The sequence below is a fragment of the Stutzerimonas chloritidismutans genome, assembly GCF_038562055.1.
Lineage (GTDB): Bacteria > Pseudomonadota > Gammaproteobacteria > Pseudomonadales > Pseudomonadaceae > Stutzerimonas > Stutzerimonas chloritidismutans_A.
Window position 1 is genome coordinate 120,194 of the sequence record NZ_JBCFXD010000007.1, and the last position, 16,375, is coordinate 136,568.

Genomic DNA, 16,375 nt, shown 5'->3' on the forward strand with positions numbered 1-16,375 from the left:
AGCATGGGACTTTTGGTGGACGGACAGTGGCAAGACCGCTGGTACGAGAACAGCAAAGACGGTGAATTCCAGCGAGAGCAAGCCCAACGGCGAGACTGGATTACTGCGGACGGCTCGCCTGGTCCGGATAACCGCGCCGCCGTCCAAGCGCAGGCCGGTCGCTATCATCTCTATGTGTCGCTGGCCTGCCCCTGGGCCCACCGAACCCTGATCTACCGCAAGCTCAAAGGACTCGAGTCGCTCATTGATGTTTCGGTAGTCAGCTGGCTCATGGCCGAACACGGCTGGACGTTCGACAGGGAGAAAGGCTCCACCGGCGATGCACTGGACGGGCTGACCTACCTGCATCAGCGCTATACCGCGGACGATAAGGATTACACCGGCCGCGTGACAGTTCCCGTCCTGTGGGACCGGGAGCAGCAGCGTATCGTTAATAACGAGTCCGCCGAGCTGATCCGAATCTTCAATACTGCCTTCGATGAGCTGACCGGTTCGACGCTGGACCTCTACCCGGAGCCGCTACGTGCCGAGATTGACTCACTCAATGAGCGCATCTATCCGCACATCAACAACGGTGTTTACCGGGCAGGCTTCGCTTCGACGCAAAAAGCCTACGAGGCAGCATTCGATGAAGTATTTATGGAACTCGACTGGCTGGAGCAGCGCCTCGGTGAAAGACGCTACCTGACTGGCGAATACCTGACCGAAGCCGATTGGCGACTCTTCACCACGATTATTCGCTTCGATGCGGTCTACCATGGTCATTTCAAGTGCAACCTGCGGCGTATCGAAGACTACCCGAACCTTTCGCACTGGCTTCGGGAGCTCTATCAATGGCCAGGCATTGCCGATACGGTCGACTTCAACCATATCAAGCATCACTACTACGCCAGTCATCGCCACATCAACGCCAACGGCCTCGTACCGAAGGGCCCAGAACTGGCGCTACACCGCACACATGATCGCGAACGTATGACCGGCAAAGGCATCTGGTCGCGGTAATCGCTTGGCTGCCTGCATTCCGCGAACAGATCATCTGTCGCGGTTCTGAGCGTCCTCGAACCACGCGAGTTTCTCGCGCAACTGCACAACTTCGCCGACGATAACCAACGTAGGCGCTTGGACCTGCTCACTCGCGACCCGCTCGGCCAGATCTGCAAGCGTTCCGGTGAAGACTCGCTGGTTCACCGTAGTGCCCTGTTGAACCAATGCTGCAGGCGTATCGGCGGCTCGACCATGGGCAATCAACTGCTGGCAGATGACCGGCAGCCCGACCAGTCCCATGTAAAACACCAGCGTCTGACTGGGCGCCACGAGCTCCGACCACGGCAGATCGCAGCTGCCATCCTTTAGGTGCCCGGTCACAAAGCGCACCGACTGTGCGTGATCGCGATGCGTCAAGGGAATGCCGGCATAGGCGGCGCAACCACTGGCTGCCGTGATGCCGGGAACCACCTGGAACGGTACGTCGTGCTCTGCCAGCTCCTCGATTTCTTCACCACCGCGGCCAAAGATGAACGGATCGCCTCCTTTGAGGCGCAGCACGCGCTTGCCTTCTTTGGCCAATGTCACCAGCAACTGGTTGATCTGGTCTTGCGGCACCGCATGCGCGGCGCGCTGCTTCCCGACATAGATACGATCAGCATCACGGCGGCACAGATCGAGAATCGCTGGCGCGACGAGACGGTCATAGAGCACCACGTCGGCTTGCTGCATCAAACGCAGGGCGCGGAACGTCAGCAGGTCAGGATCACCGGGGCCTGCGCCGACCAAATACACCTCTCCAAGGCTTTTTGGCTCGGCACCGGAAAGCTTCTCGACCAACAGTCGCTCAGCTTCCTGCTGCTGTCCTGCCAATGCTCGCTCCGCGACATCGCCTTGGAAGACCTCCTCCCAGAAAACACGCCGCTGTTGCACGTTGGCGAACTTCGCTTTGACCTGCCCGCGGAATTTTTTCGCCAGACCGGCCAGCTCGCCATAAACCGAGGGCACCCAGGTTTCGATGCGCGCGCGCATGAGTCGGGCCAGCACCGGTGCGTCACCACCGCTTGAGACGGCAATCATCAATGGAGAGCGATCGACGATTGCAGGAAAGATCACCGTGCACAACTGAGGCGAGTCCACCACGTTGACGGGCATGCCAAGCGCCTTGGCATCTTCAGAAACCTGCGCGTTCAACGGTTCATCATCAGTCGCCGCAATGGCCAGCACACAGCCTGACAGATCGCTGGAGAGGTAACCGCGGACCAGGGTCTGACCACCACCCTCCGCAACCAACTCACTCAGCTCTGCTGCTATTTCTGGAGCAACCACGCGCAGCATTGCACCTGCTTCTGACAATAACCGCGCCTTGCGCAGCGCAATCTCACCGCCGCCGACAACCAATACTGTGCGGCCCTTCAGATTGTGAAAAAGCGGCAGAAAATCCATGGGCAAGTCCTGATGACATAGTGAGATAGGGCCATCTCAACCACTACGGCAAAGACAGCCCTTGTCGAGAATCAAGGAGGCCGGACGAGCTGTTGATTATCGGCCGGCAGCGAGCTCGAAGCTTTAGCCCGCCGAAGCAGTCCTCGCCGAATCAACCGATTAGTTCAATCCCGCCCATGTATGGCTTGAGCGCTTCCGGTACGCGGATAGTGCCGTCGGCCTGCTGGTAGTTTTCCAGCACGGCAACCAGCGTGCGGCCGACGGCTAGGCCGGAGCCGTTCAAGGTATGCACCAGTTCAGGCTTACCGGTTTCGGGGTTGCGGTAGCGCGCCTGCATGCGACGGGCCTGGAAGTCACCGCAGCTGGAGCAAGAGGAGATTTCACGATATTTGTCCTGGCTTGGAACCCATACCTCCAGGTCGTAGGTCTTGACGGCGCTAAAGCCCATGTCGCCCGTGCACAGGGACAAAACCCGGTAAGGCAGCTCGAGAAGCTGAAGCACTTTCTCGGCATTCGCTGTGAGGCCTTCGAGCGCTTCGAGTGACTGACTCGGCTCGACGATCTGAACCATCTCAACCTTGTCGAACTGATGCTGGCGAATCATCCCGCGCGTGTCGCGGCCCGACGCGCCTGCCTCGCTGCGGAAGCACGGGGTATGAGCCACGAACTTCAGCGGTAGGTGTTTGGCATCAAGAATTTCACCAGCCACGATATTGGTCAGCGAGACCTCAGCGGTTGGAATCAAGTAGAGATCAGCTTCGTTCTCACGGCTGATCTTGAACAGGTCTTCCTCGAACTTGGGCAGCTGCCCGGTGCCCTGCAGCGCCGGCGCCTGGACCAGATATGGCGTGTAGGCCTCTTCATAGCCGTGCTCGCGGGTATGTAGATCGAGCATGAACTGCGCCAACGCACGGTGCAGGCGAGCAATCGGACCGCGCATCAGCGCAAAGCGCGCGCCGGACAGCTTGGCAGCCGTCTCGAAGTCCAGCCAACCGTGTTGCTCACCCAGCGCGACGTGGTCCTTGACCTCGAACTCGAACACCGTGGGCGTGCTCCAGCGACGCACTTCAACGTTCCCATCTTCATCCTTGCCGACAGGAACCGACTCATGCGGCAGGTTCGGCAGGCTGAGCATCAGTTGATCGAGTTCGCTCTGGATGTTCTCCAGTTCGGCCTTTCCGGCTTCCAGCTCGGAGCCCATACGGTCGACATCGGCAAGCAGCGGCGCGATGTCTTCACCACGCTGCTTGGCATGGCCAATGGACTTGGAGCGAGCGTTGCGCTCAGCCTGAAGTTGCTCGGTACGGGTCTGCACGGTTTTGCGCTGGGCTTCCAGTGCCTCGATACGCGCCACGTCCAGCTGATAGCCGCGGGTGGCGAGGCGCTCGGCCACGTCTTGCAGCTGTGTGCGTACCAGTTTCGAATCAAGCATGGTGGGTCTCGTCTATGAAAGCTTTGAGGAAAGGCGAAGAGGAACAGGAGTTTACTGCGATATGTGCCAGGTTCATAACCGCGCGAGCGCCAGCCCGGCCCAGGCAGCCAACAGACCACCGAATACGCTTACGCCGATATAACTCAACGCCGTCGCAGCCTGACCGCTCTCCAGCAAACGCAACCCATCGAGAGAAAAGCTGGAAAAGGTGGTCAAGGCACCGAGAAAACCAATGATCAAACCGCCGCGTAGCTCCGGCGATAGATCTGGGCGCTGCAGAAACGACGCGTAGAGATAGCCAATGAGCAGGCAACCGAGCACATTGACCGCCAAGGTCGCCAGGTAGAAATGCTTGGGCCACTGAACAGAAACCCAGGTTGAAACACCGAACCGGATCAGCGTCCCGACAACCCCGCCAGCAACTACAGCCAGTGCCATGCGAATCATGTCTTTCTCCGTTGGCGCGGGCTTTGCCGATCAAGCCGCGTCAGATGCTCGAGCTTCTCGCGAATCTTGCTTTCCAGTCCCCGAGGTACCGGATGGTAGTAGTGCCTCGGCTCAATGGCTTCCGGGAAGTAGTCTTCGCCAGCGGCGTACGCCTCAGGTTCATCGTGTGCGTAGCGGTATTCGTTGCCGTAACCCAGTTCCTTCATCAGGCGGGTTGGCGCATTGCGCAAGTGCAACGGAACCTCTTGTGAACCGTTCTCGCGCACGTCACGCATGGCCGCATTGAAGGCGCTGTAGACGGCATTGCTCTTGGGCGCACACGCGAGATAGACAATCGCCTGCGCCACCGCCAGCTCACCTTCAGGGCTGCCCAACCGCTCTTGCACATCCCAGGCCGATAGACACAGGCTCAGCGCTCGTGGGTCGGCATTCCCGACCTCTTCACTGGCCATGCGCACCACTCGGCGAGCGATGTACAACGGGTCGCAGCCACCGTCGATCATTCGGGAAAACCAATACAGCGAGGCATCCGGGTTCGATCCGCGCACCGATTTGTGCAGCGCAGAGATCTGGTCGTAAAAAGCTTCGCCGCCTTTATCGAAGCGCCGACGGCTGTCGCCCAACAGGTCCTGTAGCAGTTCGACGCTGATCTTGCCGCCTTCTTCCGCCAGATCGGAAGCGTTTTCCAGCAGATTCAGCAACCGTCGCCCATCGCCATCCGCGGCCGCCATCAGGATCTGAAAGCTCTCGTCCGGCAGGCTCAGATGTAAATCACCAAGGCCTTTCGGTTCGGTCAAGGCGCGGGTGACAAGTCTTCGCAGTGCCGCTTCATCGAGGCTCTTGAGTACATAAACGCGTGCGCGAGAGAGCAGCGCGTTGTTCAGCTCGAACGACGGGTTTTCTGTAGTCGCACCAATAAATATCAGCGTGCCATCTTCGACATACGGGAGGAACGCATCCTGCTGGGACTTGTTGAAGCGGTGGACTTCGTCGACGAAAAGAATCGTACGTCGTCCGTACTGGGCCGCCTGCTGTTTAGCAATCTCGACTGCTTGCCGGATCTCTTTCACACCGGCTAGCACTGCCGAGACGGTTTCAAAATGGGCGTCCGAGACTTTCGCCAACAACCGGGCCAGTGTTGTCTTGCCAACTCCAGGCGGCCCCCAGAACACCATCGAGTGCAAGGCGCCCTGCTCGAGGGCCTCGCGCAACGGCTTGCCACGCGCCAACAGGTGCTCCTGCCCGACATATTCATCCAGGCTGGCGGCGCGCAGGCGTGCTGCAAGGGGTTGGGCGACAGGGTCACGACTGAACAGGTCCATCGGCGACGGAAGCCTCTGATGCAAACGGCCTGCAGGGAAGCAGGCCGCATTGGTAAACGGAATGGCGAGCAGCTGTTACTCGGAAATGACGTCAGCCCCTTCCGGTACTTCAAAGGTAAACAGGTCAGCCTTGAGTGGCTGGTTCAACTTGACGCCCTGAAACAGGATATTGGTGCGCTGACCAACGCCGTCAACCATTTGCATGTCGTTGATCACTCCACTGCGGAAAGACAAACGAAGGCTGTCGAACAGCGTGTCCTTGGCTTTCGGCTTGAGCGTGAAATCAACCACTTCGCCCGCCTCTTGGTGCGACACCTCGAAATTCTCGTTGATTGCCGAGACATCACCCGACAACAGTAATGCAGGGGTATGCGTCAGCCGCTGATCGAGCGCCTGGATGGTGACTTGTTCCAGATCCGGATCGTACAGCCAGACCTTCTTGCCGTTGGAAACCAGCAACTGCTCCATCGGCTCATCTGTGTGCCAGCGAAACTGGCCCGGGCGCTTAAGCGACATTTCGCCCGAAGTCTCCTGCAGCTGGGTTCCAGTGCCATCCAGAGACAGTTGAGAAAACCGGCCGGTCAGGGTCTCGGCCTTCTGCAGCAGGCCCGTCAGGCGCTGTACAGAAGCCGCCTGGTCAGCATGAGCCGGAGCCAGGGTAATCAGCAGAGCGGATGCAAACAATGCACGAATCAATTGCATGAAGCCCTCGGCGAACTAGTCGCGGGTAGGAGGCGGCGCGAGCACTTCGCGCGAGCCGTTAGTGTTCATTGATGTCACCACGCCCGCCATTTCCATGGCTTCGATCATCCGCGCGGCGCGGTTGTAGCCGATCTTGAGCTTGCGCTGAACGGCAGAAATCGATGCACGGCGGCTTTCGGTTACAAAGCGTACCGCCTCATCGTAAAGCGGATCGTCTTCACTGTTCTCACCCCCGCCTTCGCTTCCGCCGCCATCGAAGCCGCTACCGGACTCTTCAACACCCACCAGAATTTCTTCGATGTAATCAGGCGCACCGCGAGCCTTCCAGGCTTCAACCACTCGGTGTACCTCTTCATCGGAAACGAACGCACCATGGACGCGAATCGGCAAACCGGTGCCCGGCGGCAGATAAAGCATGTCGCCATGCCCGAGCAACTGCTCGGCGCCCCCCTGGTCTAGAATGGTCCGCGAGTCGATCTTGCTCGACACCTGGAACGCCATACGAGTCGGAATGTTGGCTTTGATCAAACCCGTGATGACGTCCACCGAGGGCCGCTGGGTCGCCAGGATCAAGTGAATGCCCGCAGCCCGCGCCTTTTGGGCAATGCGCGCAATCAACTCCTCAACCTTCTTGCCGACGATCATCATCATGTCGGCGAATTCGTCCACCACAACCACGATGGTCGGCAGTTTCTTCAGCAGCGGCGCTTCATCTTCCATGCTTTCGCGGCGATACAGCGGGTCGGTCAGTGGCGTACCGGCCTCCTCCGCATCTTTCACCTTACGGTTGAACCCTGCCAGGTTACGCACGCCCATGGCCGCCATCAGCTTATAGCGCCGCTCCATTTCGGCGACGCTCCAGCGCAGCGCGTTAGCGGCTTCCTTCATGTCAGTCACGACCGGGCACAGCAGGTGCGGGATGCCTTCGTAGATCGACAATTCGAGCATCTTCGGGTCGATCATGATCAACCGCGCATCTTCCGGCGTCGACTTGAAAAGGATCGACAGGATCATCGCGTTCACACCGACCGACTTACCTGAACCTGTGGTACCGGCAACCAGCAGGTGGGGCATTTTCGCTAGGTCGGCGATAACCGGCTTGCCACCAATATCATGGCCGAGGGCGATAGTGACGGGCGATTTGGCATCATCGTAGGGCGCCGACGAGAGGACCTCGGAGAAGCGTACTATCTGGCGATCCTCGTTAGGAATCTCGATACCGACGGTGGTCTTGCCTGGAATCACCTCAACCACGCGCACGCTGATCACGGCCAGCGAGCGCGCAAGGTCCTTCGCCAGGTTGGAGATGCGGCTGACCTTGACCCCCGCGGCCGGCTGGATTTCGAAACGCGTGATCACCGGGCCAGGGTGAACTGACTCGACAATGACCTCTACCCCGAACTCTTTCAGTTTGATTTCCAGCAGCCGCGACATGGCCTCAAGCGATTCCGGCGAGTACTGTTTCTGCTGCTTTTCCGCCACGTCCAGTAGCGACAATGGAGGCACGCTGCCTTCGATCAGCGGATCGACGAACAGGTTGGCCTGCTTCTCCTTTTGCACACGCTTGCTTTGCTCAACCGGCTTTTGCGGTGCGGCGGGAGGAATCACGGGAGGCGGTCGCTTGTCACGCTCGCTCATGTGCTTGCTCAAAGACTCTTCGCGCTCCAGTAGGCGCTCCTTGACCTTGGCCCGCTCCCGCTGATCCGAGAGCGAGCTGGCGACGTCGTTGACCACATCGTCGGCTTCGCGCAGCTGCGCAACAATCTGCTTACGCTCGTTACGAGCGGACCACCAGCGGCTGAAAAAACTCTGAATCAGTTCCACCAGGTCGAGGGTGATCTTGCCTGTCAGGTCCATCACTTTGAACCATGAAAGGTCCGTAAATACCGTTAAGCCAAATAGAAAGAATGCCAGCAGCAGCAACGTGCTGCCCTGGACATTAAGCGCTGCCTCTGCGAGCTGGCCCAGGCTTTCGCCCAACGCCCCACCAGCCGACGCAGGTAGACCATCTGCAAACTGGAAGTGGATATAGGCAAGTGCGGATCCGGAAAGAATCAGAAAGACTAGCCCGATCAAACGCCAGGAAAACAGCCACCCATTCCAGCTCCAGGGTTGGTGACGCGCACGAAAGACCTGCCAGGTCTTGACGCCTAGCAACAACGGAAACAGGAAAGCAAAGTAGCCAAGCGCCATGAACAGCACGTCGGCAAACCAGGCGCCAGCGCGGCCGGCGGCGTTCTGGACCTGCTGGACATTGCTGGTATGCGTCCAACCAGGATCGGAGGGATCGTAAGTAAGCAGTGCCATCCAAAGGTAAGCACACAGCGCGCCGAGCGCGATCAGTGCACCCTCTTTGAGACGGTAGTGCAGCTGCTGGCGCCAGACGGAAGCTGGCGCGGTAGAGGAGGTATTCTTCAAAACGCTTTATTTCCTGCGCCCGCGGCGCGCTCTATGAACCGTAATCTGCCTGAACTTGCACATTGTACGGGTTTGTCGATTCGATGGCATTGCCGGTTCCGTGCCGGCTTGGGCTTTTGTCCGTGCTTCGGTGTAGCATAAACGCCAGTTTTTTAAGCGTGACTCGACTGGAGCACGCTTCTCCATTGGCAACAAAGGCTTATGAGGGCTTTTTATGAATGAAGTCAAGCATTCACGTCTGATCATCCTCGGCTCGGGCCCGGCCGGTTATACCGCCGCCGTATACGCAGCCCGGGCCAACCTGAAACCGGTGATGATCACCGGCATTCAGCCTGGCGGCCAGCTGACCACCACCACTGAGGTCGACAATTGGCCTGGAGACGTCGAAGGCCTGACTGGCCCAGCATTGATGGAGCGCATGCAGAAACACGCAGAGCGCTTCGACACCGAAGTGGTCTTTGATCACATCCACACCGCCGAACTGCAGCAAAAGCCCTTTATCCTCAAGGGCGACAGCGCAACCTACAGCTGTGACGCATTAATCATCGCAACCGGCGCTTCAGCCCAGTATCTCGGCCTGCCCTCAGAGGAAGCGTTCGCCGGACGAGGCGTGTCGGCATGCGCCACCTGTGACGGTTTCTTTTACCGTAACCAGGTCGTGGCGGTAATCGGTGGCGGCAACACCGCTGTGGAAGAAGCGCTGTACCTCTCAAACATTGCCAAGGAAGTGCATCTGATCCACCGCCGCGACAAGCTGCGCTCCGAGAAGATTTTGCAGGACAAGATCATGGAGAAGGCAGCCAATGGCGACATTCGCCTGCACTGGAACCACACGCTTGAAGAGGTACTGGGCGATGCAAGCGGTGTAACCGGAGTGAGACTGAAGAGCACCGAGTCCGGCGAAGAGCAGAAGCTCGAACTGGCAGGCGTTTTCATCGCTATCGGACACAAGCCCAACACGGACCTTTTCCAAGGCCAACTCGAGATGAAAGACGGCTACCTCATGATTAAGGGCGGCAATGAGGGAGATGCGACGAGCACTACTATCCCAGGCGTGTTTGCTGCAGGCGATGTAGCCGATCACGTTTATCGACAGGCGATCACTTCGGCTGGCGCCGGCTGCATGGCCGCGCTCGATGCTGAAAAATATCTCGACCTGTAAACCTTCTACGGGCGGATGCACCATCCGCCCCGTGACTATCAATATGCTGACCTGGCTGCAGCGCGACGACCTGTCGTTCCCCCCGCTCGAAAAAGCCATGCGCGATCCCAATGGGCTTCTCGCTGCAGGAGGCGATCTCTCGCCTGAGCGTTTACTAGCGGCCTACCGTCACGGCTGCTTTCCCTGGTACCAGGAAGGACAACCACTGCTCTGGTGGTCACCCGACCCACGAACCGTCCTCTACCCCGAAGAGCTGCATGTCTCACGCAGCCTCGGCAAGAAATTGCGGCAAGGTGCATTCAGCATCACCTTCGACACAGCGTTTAGAGACGTCCTTGAAGGCTGTGCCGGACCACGGAACTACGCCGACGGCACCTGGATCACCCTACCGATGCAAGAGGCCTATCTGGAGCTGCATCAGCTCGGCATCGCTCACTCTGTTGAAGTCTGGCAAGACGAACGGTTGGTGGGAGGCCTCTATGGCCTGGCAATGGGTCGACTATTCTTCGGCGAATCAATGTTCAGTCGAACGACCGACGCATCCAAAGCGGGATTCGTGACACTAGTGGAACGTCTCCGCGACTGGGGATTCAAATTGATTGACTGCCAGATGCACACGCAACACCTAGCCAGTTTTGGCGCGAGACCCATACCACGCCAGACCTTCGCCAAAACGCTCGCCCACTATCTGGATGCCCCCAGTACGGCCCGATGGGAATCCTAGTCGATGAAGCCAAGCTGACCTACACTGATTTCAAGATTTTCGAGAGCTGACCATGACTTCACTGGCTCGTCTCAAGTTCTACGCAACCCAGCCTCACGCCTGCAGTTATCTGCCCGACGAACAGGCCACTACGCTCTTCCTAGATCCCAGCCAGCCAATGGATGTACAGGTGTACGCAGAGCTGTCCGAGATGGGCTTTCGTCGCAGTGGTGATCATCTCTACCGCCCCCACTGTCAACGCTGCACCGCTTGTATTCCAGCACGAATACCCGCCGACGGTTTGCAGCTCAATCGCCAGCAGAAACGCATCATCAAGCGCAACGCCGATCTTACCGTCACCGACGTGCGCCCTTCATTCACCGAAGAGTACTACGCGCTCTACGCAAGCTATATTGAACAGCGCCATGCTGACGGCGATATGTACCCGCCAAGCCGAGATCAGTTTCATACCTTTCTGGTTCGCGATCTGCCCTTTTCTCGATTCTATGAGTTTCGCCTGGAAGGACGCCTGCTTGCCCTGGCTGTGACTGACCTCCTGCCCAACGGCCTGTCCGCTGTTTACACCTTTTACGACCCCTGCGAGGAACGTCGCAGCCTGGGCCGCTTTGCGATTCTCTGGCAAGTCGCTGAGGCAGCCCGACTTGGCCTGAAAGCGATCTACCTGGGCTATTGGATCAAAAACTGCCGCAAGATGAGCTACAAGACCGAATACCGACCAATCGAGCTGTTGGTTAACCAACGCTGGATAACCCTAACCTGAACCCTTGGCTCTCGGGCCCCTTTCAGGCACAATACTTGCCGCTTTTACCCGGGCATTCTTCGCACCGGGTCTATCATTGGACACCGAGGGCTTTACTGAATGTCGAAAGAAGACAGCTTCGAAATGGAAGGTACTGTCGTCGACACCCTGCCCAACACCATGTTTCGTGTGGAGTTGGAAAATGGGCACGTCGTTACTGCGCACATCTCCGGAAAGATGCGCAAGAATTACATCCGGATTCTTACCGGTGACAAGGTTCGCGTTGAACTTACGCCTTACGACCTGAGCAAAGGCCGCATCACTTACCGCGCCCGCTGACAGGACGCGAGCATGAACGCCCGGCATCGACCGGGCTTTTTTGTTTGTGCTCGCGCAACGCGAGGATCCAACTCATTCGATTCAGGCATCGGCAAGCACAGCGCCGCGCTTCTCTGGGGTATACGCCTCCCCTGCAGCCATCAACAGAAACGCCCGGCGATGCCGGGCGTTTCTGTTTCGGCGCATCAATGCGCTAGGCCAACTCGACAGAAGTTTCGAAGTCGAAGTACGGTTCTCCATCACGTATGTCGATGTGTACCACGCCACCATGCTCAGCCAGCTCCCCGAACAAAATCTCCTCCGCCAGCGGGCGCTTGATTTTGTCCTGGATCAGACGAGCCATTGGCCGCGCGCCCATTTGCACATCATAGCCACGCTCGGCCAACCAACCCCGCGCCGCATCCGACACCTCAAGCGTGACGTGCTTATCCTCAAGCTGCGTCTGCAGCTCAATGAGGAATTTGTCGACGATGCTCTTGATAACCTCGTGACTGAGGCGACCAAACTGGATGATCGTGTCCAGGCGGTTCCGGAACTCCGGAGTGAAGCTCTTCTTGATCACTTCCATCGCGTCTGAAGCGTGATCTTGATGAGTAAAGCCAATCGAAGCCCTCGCCGCAGTTTCCGCTCCGGCATTGGTCGTCATGATGATAATGACGTTACGGAAGTCAGCCTTGCGGCCGTTGTTGTCCGTCAGCGTGCCATGATCCATAACCTGCAAAAGCAGATTGAAGACTTCTGGATGTGCCTTCTCGATCTCATCTAGGAGGAGGACGCAGTGCGGCTGCTTGGTGATCGCCTCCGTCAACAACCCGCCCTGATCAAAGCCAACGTAGCCTGGCGGCGCACCGATAAGCCGAGACACGGTATGACGCTCCATGTACTCAGACATGTCGAAGCGAACAAGCTCTATGCCGAGCGCCCGCGCAAGTTGCCGAGCTGCTTCCGTCTTACCGACCCCGGTAGGACCGGCGAAGAGGAACGAGCCTACCGGCTTATCTGGAGCCTTCAGCCCCGCACGCGATAGCTTGATCGCCGTGGACAGCGAATCGATAGCATCATCTTGACCGAATACGGTCAGCTTCAGGTCGCGTTCCAGATTGCGTAACAGCTCTTTGTCTGAGGTGCTCACATGCTTCGGGGGGATGCGCGCAATCTTCGCGACAATGTCTTCTACCTGCTCGACATCTATCCGTGAGACGCGCTTGTGTTCAGGCTGAAGACGCTGATATGCGCCCGCCTCATCAATTACATCGATTGCCTTATCCGGCATATGCCGGTCATTGATGTACCGAGCGGCGAGCTCGGCTGCAGCGCGAAGCGATTCGTCACTATACTCAATATTGTGGTGCTGTTCGAAGCGACCCTTCAAACCTCTCAGGATACCGATTGTGTCATCAACGGAAGGCTCTGAAACATCGACCTTCTGGAAGCGACGCGCGAGCGCACGATCCTTTTCGAAGATGCCACGGAATTCCTGGAAAGTGGTGGACCCAATACAGCGAATCTCACCAGATGACAGCAGCGGCTTAAGTAGATTTGACGCATCCATTACACCACCCGAGGCGGCCCCAGCCCCGATAATGGTGTGAATTTCATCAATGAACAGCACAGCCTGCGGACGCTTGCGAAGCTCGTTCAAGAGCGCTTTAAAGCGCTTTTCGAAATCCCCCCGATACTTCGTACCGGCCAACAGAGCCCCAAGATCGAGCGAGTAAACCACGCTATTGGCGAGCAGCTCGGGCACCTGATTGTCGACGATGCGCTTGGCAAGCCCTTCAGCAATCGCAGTTTTACCTACCCCAGCCTCACCGACCAGCAACGGATTATTCTTGCGACGACGAGCAAGAATCTGAGCAACTCGCTCAACTTCATGCTCACGGCCGACTAACGGATCGATGCGTCCCTGACGAGCCAGATCATTCAGGTTGCTTGCATAAGCATCGAGTGGGTTGCCCGCAGTGGAGGATTCGCCACCCTCCTCATCCTGCATTTCCGCATCGCTATCAGGATTGCCATTGTTACCCGGCACCTTGGAAATGCCATGAGCGATGTAGTTGACGACGTCAATGCGAGCCACGTTCTGCTGTTTTAGCAGGAATACCGCCTGGCTTTCCTGCTCACTGAAGATCGCAACCAGCACATTGGCCCCTGTAACTTCACGCTTACCCGAACTCTGGACATGGAAGACCGCTCGCTGCAGTACCCGCTGAAAGCCCAACGTTGGCTGGGTTTCGCGCTCGTCATCATGTTGCGGGATCAATGGTGTAGTAGAGTCAATAAATTCCTGAAGGTCATGACGCAGTTTATCGAGGCTGGCTCCGCAGGCGCGCAAAACCGTTGCGGCCGCTTCATTGTCCAGCAGGGCTAGCAGAAGGTGCTCAACCGTCATGAACTCATGACGCTTGGTACGTGCCTCCTTGAAAGCCAGATTCAGAGTGACTTCGAGCTCACGGTTCAACATAGCTTTCACCTCTTACCCAGCAGTCGGGTTTAACCGTCCTTCTCGATCTCACAAAGCAACGGATGCTGGCATTCCCTTGCATATTGATTGACCTGCATTGCTTTGGTTTCAGCGACGTCGCGCGTATAGACGCCACAAACGGCCCGCCCTTCGGTATGAACCGCCAGCATGATCTTGGTGGCCAGCTCCCGATTGTGATTGAAAATTCCCTCGAGCACCTCCACGACGAAATCCATCGGCGTGTAGTCATCATTAAACATGACAACTTTGAACATCGGTGGTGCCTTCAGTTGCGGCTTGGCTTCTTCGACCGCCAGGCCAGAAGAATCGTCGTCCGACGGCTTCGGACGATCCTGATTGAATGTTAGTCGAATCTTGGGAAATGCACGCATGCGTATAACAGTTCTAGATCGGGGCGCCGAGGCCGGGTAAATAGAAGGGCTTCACAGCCACCTGACGAGTCGCCTTGACTATCGGCAAAACGATGATACAAACAGTATGTGCCACAACGGCAACGGGCTGCGCATGTGGGCCATGTGCTGCATCAGCGCGGAATGAAATGGATGTTACTCCAGTGATGGACTCCTTTGCAGAGGGATAACAGCATGCTAAGCGGTAAGGTCAAGTGGTTCAACAACGCTAAAGGCTACGGGTTTATCGTAGCAGACGGCGGCGATGAGGACCTGTTCGCCCACTACTCGGCCATTCAAATGGAAGGGTACAGAACTCTGAAAGCTGGGCAAGCGGTCATGTTCGACATACTGCAAGGTCCCAAGGGCCTACACGCAACCAACATACGGTCGCTGCAAACCAATGCGGAGGCAGTTGCGCCTGCCTCTCAGGACTCGACCGTAGACGCCTGACGCTAGGCAACAAAAAGGCCGATCATTGATCGGCCTTTTTGTGTTTCTCCCGAACAATTACATGTGGGAGATCATGGAGTCGCCAAATTCAGAGCAGGACATAAGCTTCGCGCCGTCCATCAGGCGCTCGAAGTCATAAGTTACTGTCTTGGCAGCGATAGCGCTTTCGGTCGCCTTGATAATCAGATCCGCAGCTTCCAGCCACCCCATGTGACGCAGCATCATTTCCGCCGAAAGGATCAGCGACCCCGGGTTGACTTTGTCCTGACCCGCGTACTTTGGCGCCGTGCCGTGCGTGGCCTCAAACATGGCAACCGTATCCGAGAGATTGGCGCCCGGCGCGATACCGATGCCGCCTACTTCCGCTGCCAACGCATCGGAGAGGTAGTCACCGTTCAAATTAAGGGTTGCAATAACGTCGTACTCGGCGGGACGCAGCAGGATCTGCTGGAGCATTGCATCAGCAATGGCGTCCTTGACGACGATATTCTTACCTGTGGTGGGATTCTTGAATTGCATCCACGGGCCACCGTCCAGCAACTCTGCACCGAACTCGTCGCGTGCCACCTCGTAGCCCCACTCCTTGAATGCGCCTTCGGTGAACTTCATGATGTTGCCCTTGTGCACCAAGGTGACCGAGCTACGGTCATTGTCAACTGCATACTGCAATGCCTTACGCACCAGCCGCTTGGTCCCTTCCAGCGAAACCGGCTTGATACCGATACCGCAGTTTTCAGTAAAGCGGATCTTCTTGACGCCCATTTCTTCAGTTAGAAACTTGATGACCTTTTCGCACTCAGGGGAACCGGCCTTCCACTCTACGCCCGCGTAGATGTCTTCTGAGTTCTCGCGGAAGATGACCATGTCCACATCGGCAGGCTTCTTCACTGGGCTGGGCACACCGGTAAACCAGCGAACCGGACGCTGACATACATAAAGATCAAGCTCCTGACGCAGCGCGACGTTCAACGAGCGAATGCCGCCCCCGACCGGAGTGGTCAGCGGCCCCTTGATTGACACCACAAAATCACGCACTACATCCAGGGTTTCCTTGGGTAGCCAGGTGTCCTGGTCATACACCTGCGTCGCCTTCTCACCTGCATAGATCTCCATCCAGGCAATCTTGCGCTCACCGCCGTAGGCTTTTTCTACGGCCGCATCTACGACCTTGATCATCACTGGGCTGATGTCCACGCCAATACCGTCGCCCTCGATATAAGGAATGATCGGATTGTTGGGTACGTTCAGGGTGTTATCGGTATTGACGGTGATTTTGTCACCGCTGGCAGGCACCTGGATCTTTTGGTATCCCATGCTGGACTCCGTTTTTGTG

At 57.5% G+C, this 16,375-nt stretch carries 15 protein-coding genes; 6 read left to right on the forward strand and 9 right to left on the reverse strand.

Annotation, left to right across the window (positions count from 1 at the left end; genetic code table 11):
• The first annotated feature begins 3 nt into the window (after positions 1-3).
• Complete coding sequence (locus AAGW23_RS12735) at positions 4-1,002, forward strand: glutathione S-transferase family protein (RefSeq protein WP_342406845.1); 999 nt, start codon at positions 4-6, stop codon at positions 1,000-1,002.
• Positions 1,003-1,032: 30 nt separating this feature from the next.
• Here the strand turns inward: AAGW23_RS12735 and cysG are convergent, their stop codons facing one another.
• From cysG to ftsK, 6 genes are all read right to left on the reverse strand, one after another.
• Entirely contained in the window at positions 1,033-2,430 is a 1,398-nt protein-coding gene (gene cysG, locus AAGW23_RS12740; protein ID WP_342406846.1) for a siroheme synthase CysG, read from the reverse strand.
• A gap of 151 nt (positions 2,431-2,581) precedes the next feature.
• Entirely contained in the window at positions 2,582-3,862 is a 1,281-nt protein-coding gene (serS, locus tag AAGW23_RS12745) for a serine--tRNA ligase (RefSeq protein ID WP_342406847.1), read from the reverse strand.
• A gap of 72 nt (positions 3,863-3,934) precedes the next feature.
• A complete protein-coding gene (gene crcB / locus AAGW23_RS12750; protein WP_342406848.1) occupies positions 3,935-4,309 on the reverse strand; it encodes a fluoride efflux transporter CrcB in 375 nt (124 codons plus the stop codon).
• The gene (locus AAGW23_RS12755; protein ID WP_342406849.1) at positions 4,306-5,631 is read right to left on the reverse strand and encodes a replication-associated recombination protein A; all 1,326 of its coding nucleotides are present in this window, start codon (positions 5,629-5,631) and stop codon (positions 4,306-4,308) included. The genes crcB and AAGW23_RS12755 overlap by 4 nt, the downstream gene beginning before the upstream one ends.
• A 75-nt stretch (positions 5,632-5,706) precedes the next feature.
• Positions 5,707-6,333, reverse strand: coding sequence for an outer membrane lipoprotein chaperone LolA (lolA, locus tag AAGW23_RS12760; RefSeq protein ID WP_342406850.1), 627 nt, complete (start codon positions 6,331-6,333; stop codon positions 5,707-5,709).
• A gap of 15 nt (positions 6,334-6,348) precedes the next feature.
• Complete coding sequence (gene ftsK, locus AAGW23_RS12765) at positions 6,349-8,751, reverse strand: DNA translocase FtsK (protein WP_342406851.1); 2,403 nt, start codon at positions 8,749-8,751, stop codon at positions 6,349-6,351.
• A gap of 214 nt (positions 8,752-8,965) precedes the next feature.
• Here ftsK and trxB point away from each other — a divergent pair, with 214 nt between their 5' ends.
• The 4 genes from trxB (at position 8,966) to infA (ending at position 11,715) form a co-directional block, all read left to right on the forward strand.
• Complete coding sequence (gene trxB / locus AAGW23_RS12770; protein ID WP_342406852.1) at positions 8,966-9,913, forward strand: thioredoxin-disulfide reductase; 948 nt, start codon at positions 8,966-8,968, stop codon at positions 9,911-9,913.
• A gap of 43 nt (positions 9,914-9,956) precedes the next feature.
• On the forward strand, positions 9,957-10,637 hold the full coding sequence (gene aat, locus AAGW23_RS12775; RefSeq protein ID WP_342406932.1) for a leucyl/phenylalanyl-tRNA--protein transferase: 681 nt from the start codon (positions 9,957-9,959) through the stop codon (positions 10,635-10,637).
• A 52-nt stretch (positions 10,638-10,689) separates the two neighbouring features.
• Positions 10,690-11,397 (forward strand): arginyltransferase, encoded by a 708-nt coding sequence (locus AAGW23_RS12780; RefSeq protein WP_342406853.1) that lies wholly within the window; start codon positions 10,690-10,692, stop codon positions 11,395-11,397.
• A 99-nt stretch (positions 11,398-11,496) separates the two neighbouring features.
• Positions 11,497-11,715 carry a translation initiation factor IF-1 gene (gene infA / locus AAGW23_RS12785; protein ID WP_002553999.1) on the forward strand — a complete coding sequence of 73 codons (219 nt, stop codon included), beginning with the start codon at positions 11,497-11,499 and terminating at the stop codon, positions 11,713-11,715.
• A gap of 193 nt (positions 11,716-11,908) precedes the next feature.
• Here infA and clpA read toward each other — a convergent pair whose 3' ends face one another.
• Both clpA and clpS read right to left on the reverse strand, forming a co-directional pair.
• Positions 11,909-14,179: an ATP-dependent Clp protease ATP-binding subunit ClpA gene (gene clpA / locus AAGW23_RS12790; protein WP_342406854.1), complete on the reverse strand. Its 2,271-nt coding sequence runs from the start codon at positions 14,177-14,179 to the stop codon at positions 11,909-11,911.
• A gap of 29 nt (positions 14,180-14,208) precedes the next feature.
• The gene (gene clpS / locus AAGW23_RS12795) at positions 14,209-14,571 is read right to left on the reverse strand and encodes an ATP-dependent Clp protease adapter ClpS (protein WP_102836338.1); all 363 of its coding nucleotides are present in this window, start codon (positions 14,569-14,571) and stop codon (positions 14,209-14,211) included.
• 213 nt (positions 14,572-14,784) lie between these two features.
• Here clpS and cspD point away from each other — a divergent pair, with 213 nt between their 5' ends.
• Complete coding sequence (gene cspD / locus AAGW23_RS12800) at positions 14,785-15,042, forward strand: cold shock domain-containing protein CspD (protein WP_342406855.1); 258 nt, start codon at positions 14,785-14,787, stop codon at positions 15,040-15,042.
• A gap of 57 nt (positions 15,043-15,099) precedes the next feature.
• Here cspD and icd read toward each other — a convergent pair whose 3' ends face one another.
• On the reverse strand, positions 15,100-16,356 hold the full coding sequence (gene icd / locus AAGW23_RS12805; RefSeq protein WP_342406856.1) for an NADP-dependent isocitrate dehydrogenase: 1,257 nt from the start codon (positions 16,354-16,356) through the stop codon (positions 15,100-15,102).
• Positions 16,357-16,375 lie beyond the last annotated feature (19 nt).

Coding starts and splice junctions, on each gene's coding strand:
- clpA (WP_342406854.1), bottom strand. CDS start 14,179: ATGTTGAACCGTGAGCTCGAAGTCACTCTGAATCTGGCTTTCAAGGAG.
- clpS (WP_102836338.1), bottom strand. CDS start 14,571: ATGCGTGCATTTCCCAAGATTCGACTAACATTCAATCAGGATCGTCCG.
- AAGW23_RS12755 (WP_342406849.1), bottom strand. CDS start 5,631: ATGGACCTGTTCAGTCGTGACCCTGTCGCCCAACCCCTTGCAGCACGC.
- AAGW23_RS12780 (WP_342406853.1), top strand. CDS start 10,690: ATGACTTCACTGGCTCGTCTCAAGTTCTACGCAACCCAGCCTCACGCC.
- aat (WP_342406932.1), top strand. CDS start 9,957: ATGCTGACCTGGCTGCAGCGCGACGACCTGTCGTTCCCCCCGCTCGAA.
- cysG (WP_342406846.1), bottom strand. CDS start 2,430: ATGGATTTTCTGCCGCTTTTTCACAATCTGAAGGGCCGCACAGTATTG.
- cspD (WP_342406855.1), top strand. CDS start 14,785: ATGCTAAGCGGTAAGGTCAAGTGGTTCAACAACGCTAAAGGCTACGGG.
- AAGW23_RS12735 (WP_342406845.1), top strand. CDS start 4: ATGGGACTTTTGGTGGACGGACAGTGGCAAGACCGCTGGTACGAGAAC.
- crcB (WP_342406848.1), bottom strand. CDS start 4,309: ATGATTCGCATGGCACTGGCTGTAGTTGCTGGCGGGGTTGTCGGGACG.
- trxB (WP_342406852.1), top strand. CDS start 8,966: ATGAATGAAGTCAAGCATTCACGTCTGATCATCCTCGGCTCGGGCCCG.
- infA (WP_002553999.1), top strand. CDS start 11,497: ATGTCGAAAGAAGACAGCTTCGAAATGGAAGGTACTGTCGTCGACACC.
- serS (WP_342406847.1), bottom strand. CDS start 3,862: ATGCTTGATTCGAAACTGGTACGCACACAGCTGCAAGACGTGGCCGAG.
- lolA (WP_342406850.1), bottom strand. CDS start 6,333: ATGCAATTGATTCGTGCATTGTTTGCATCCGCTCTGCTGATTACCCTG.
- icd (WP_342406856.1), bottom strand. CDS start 16,356: ATGGGATACCAAAAGATCCAGGTGCCTGCCAGCGGTGACAAAATCACC.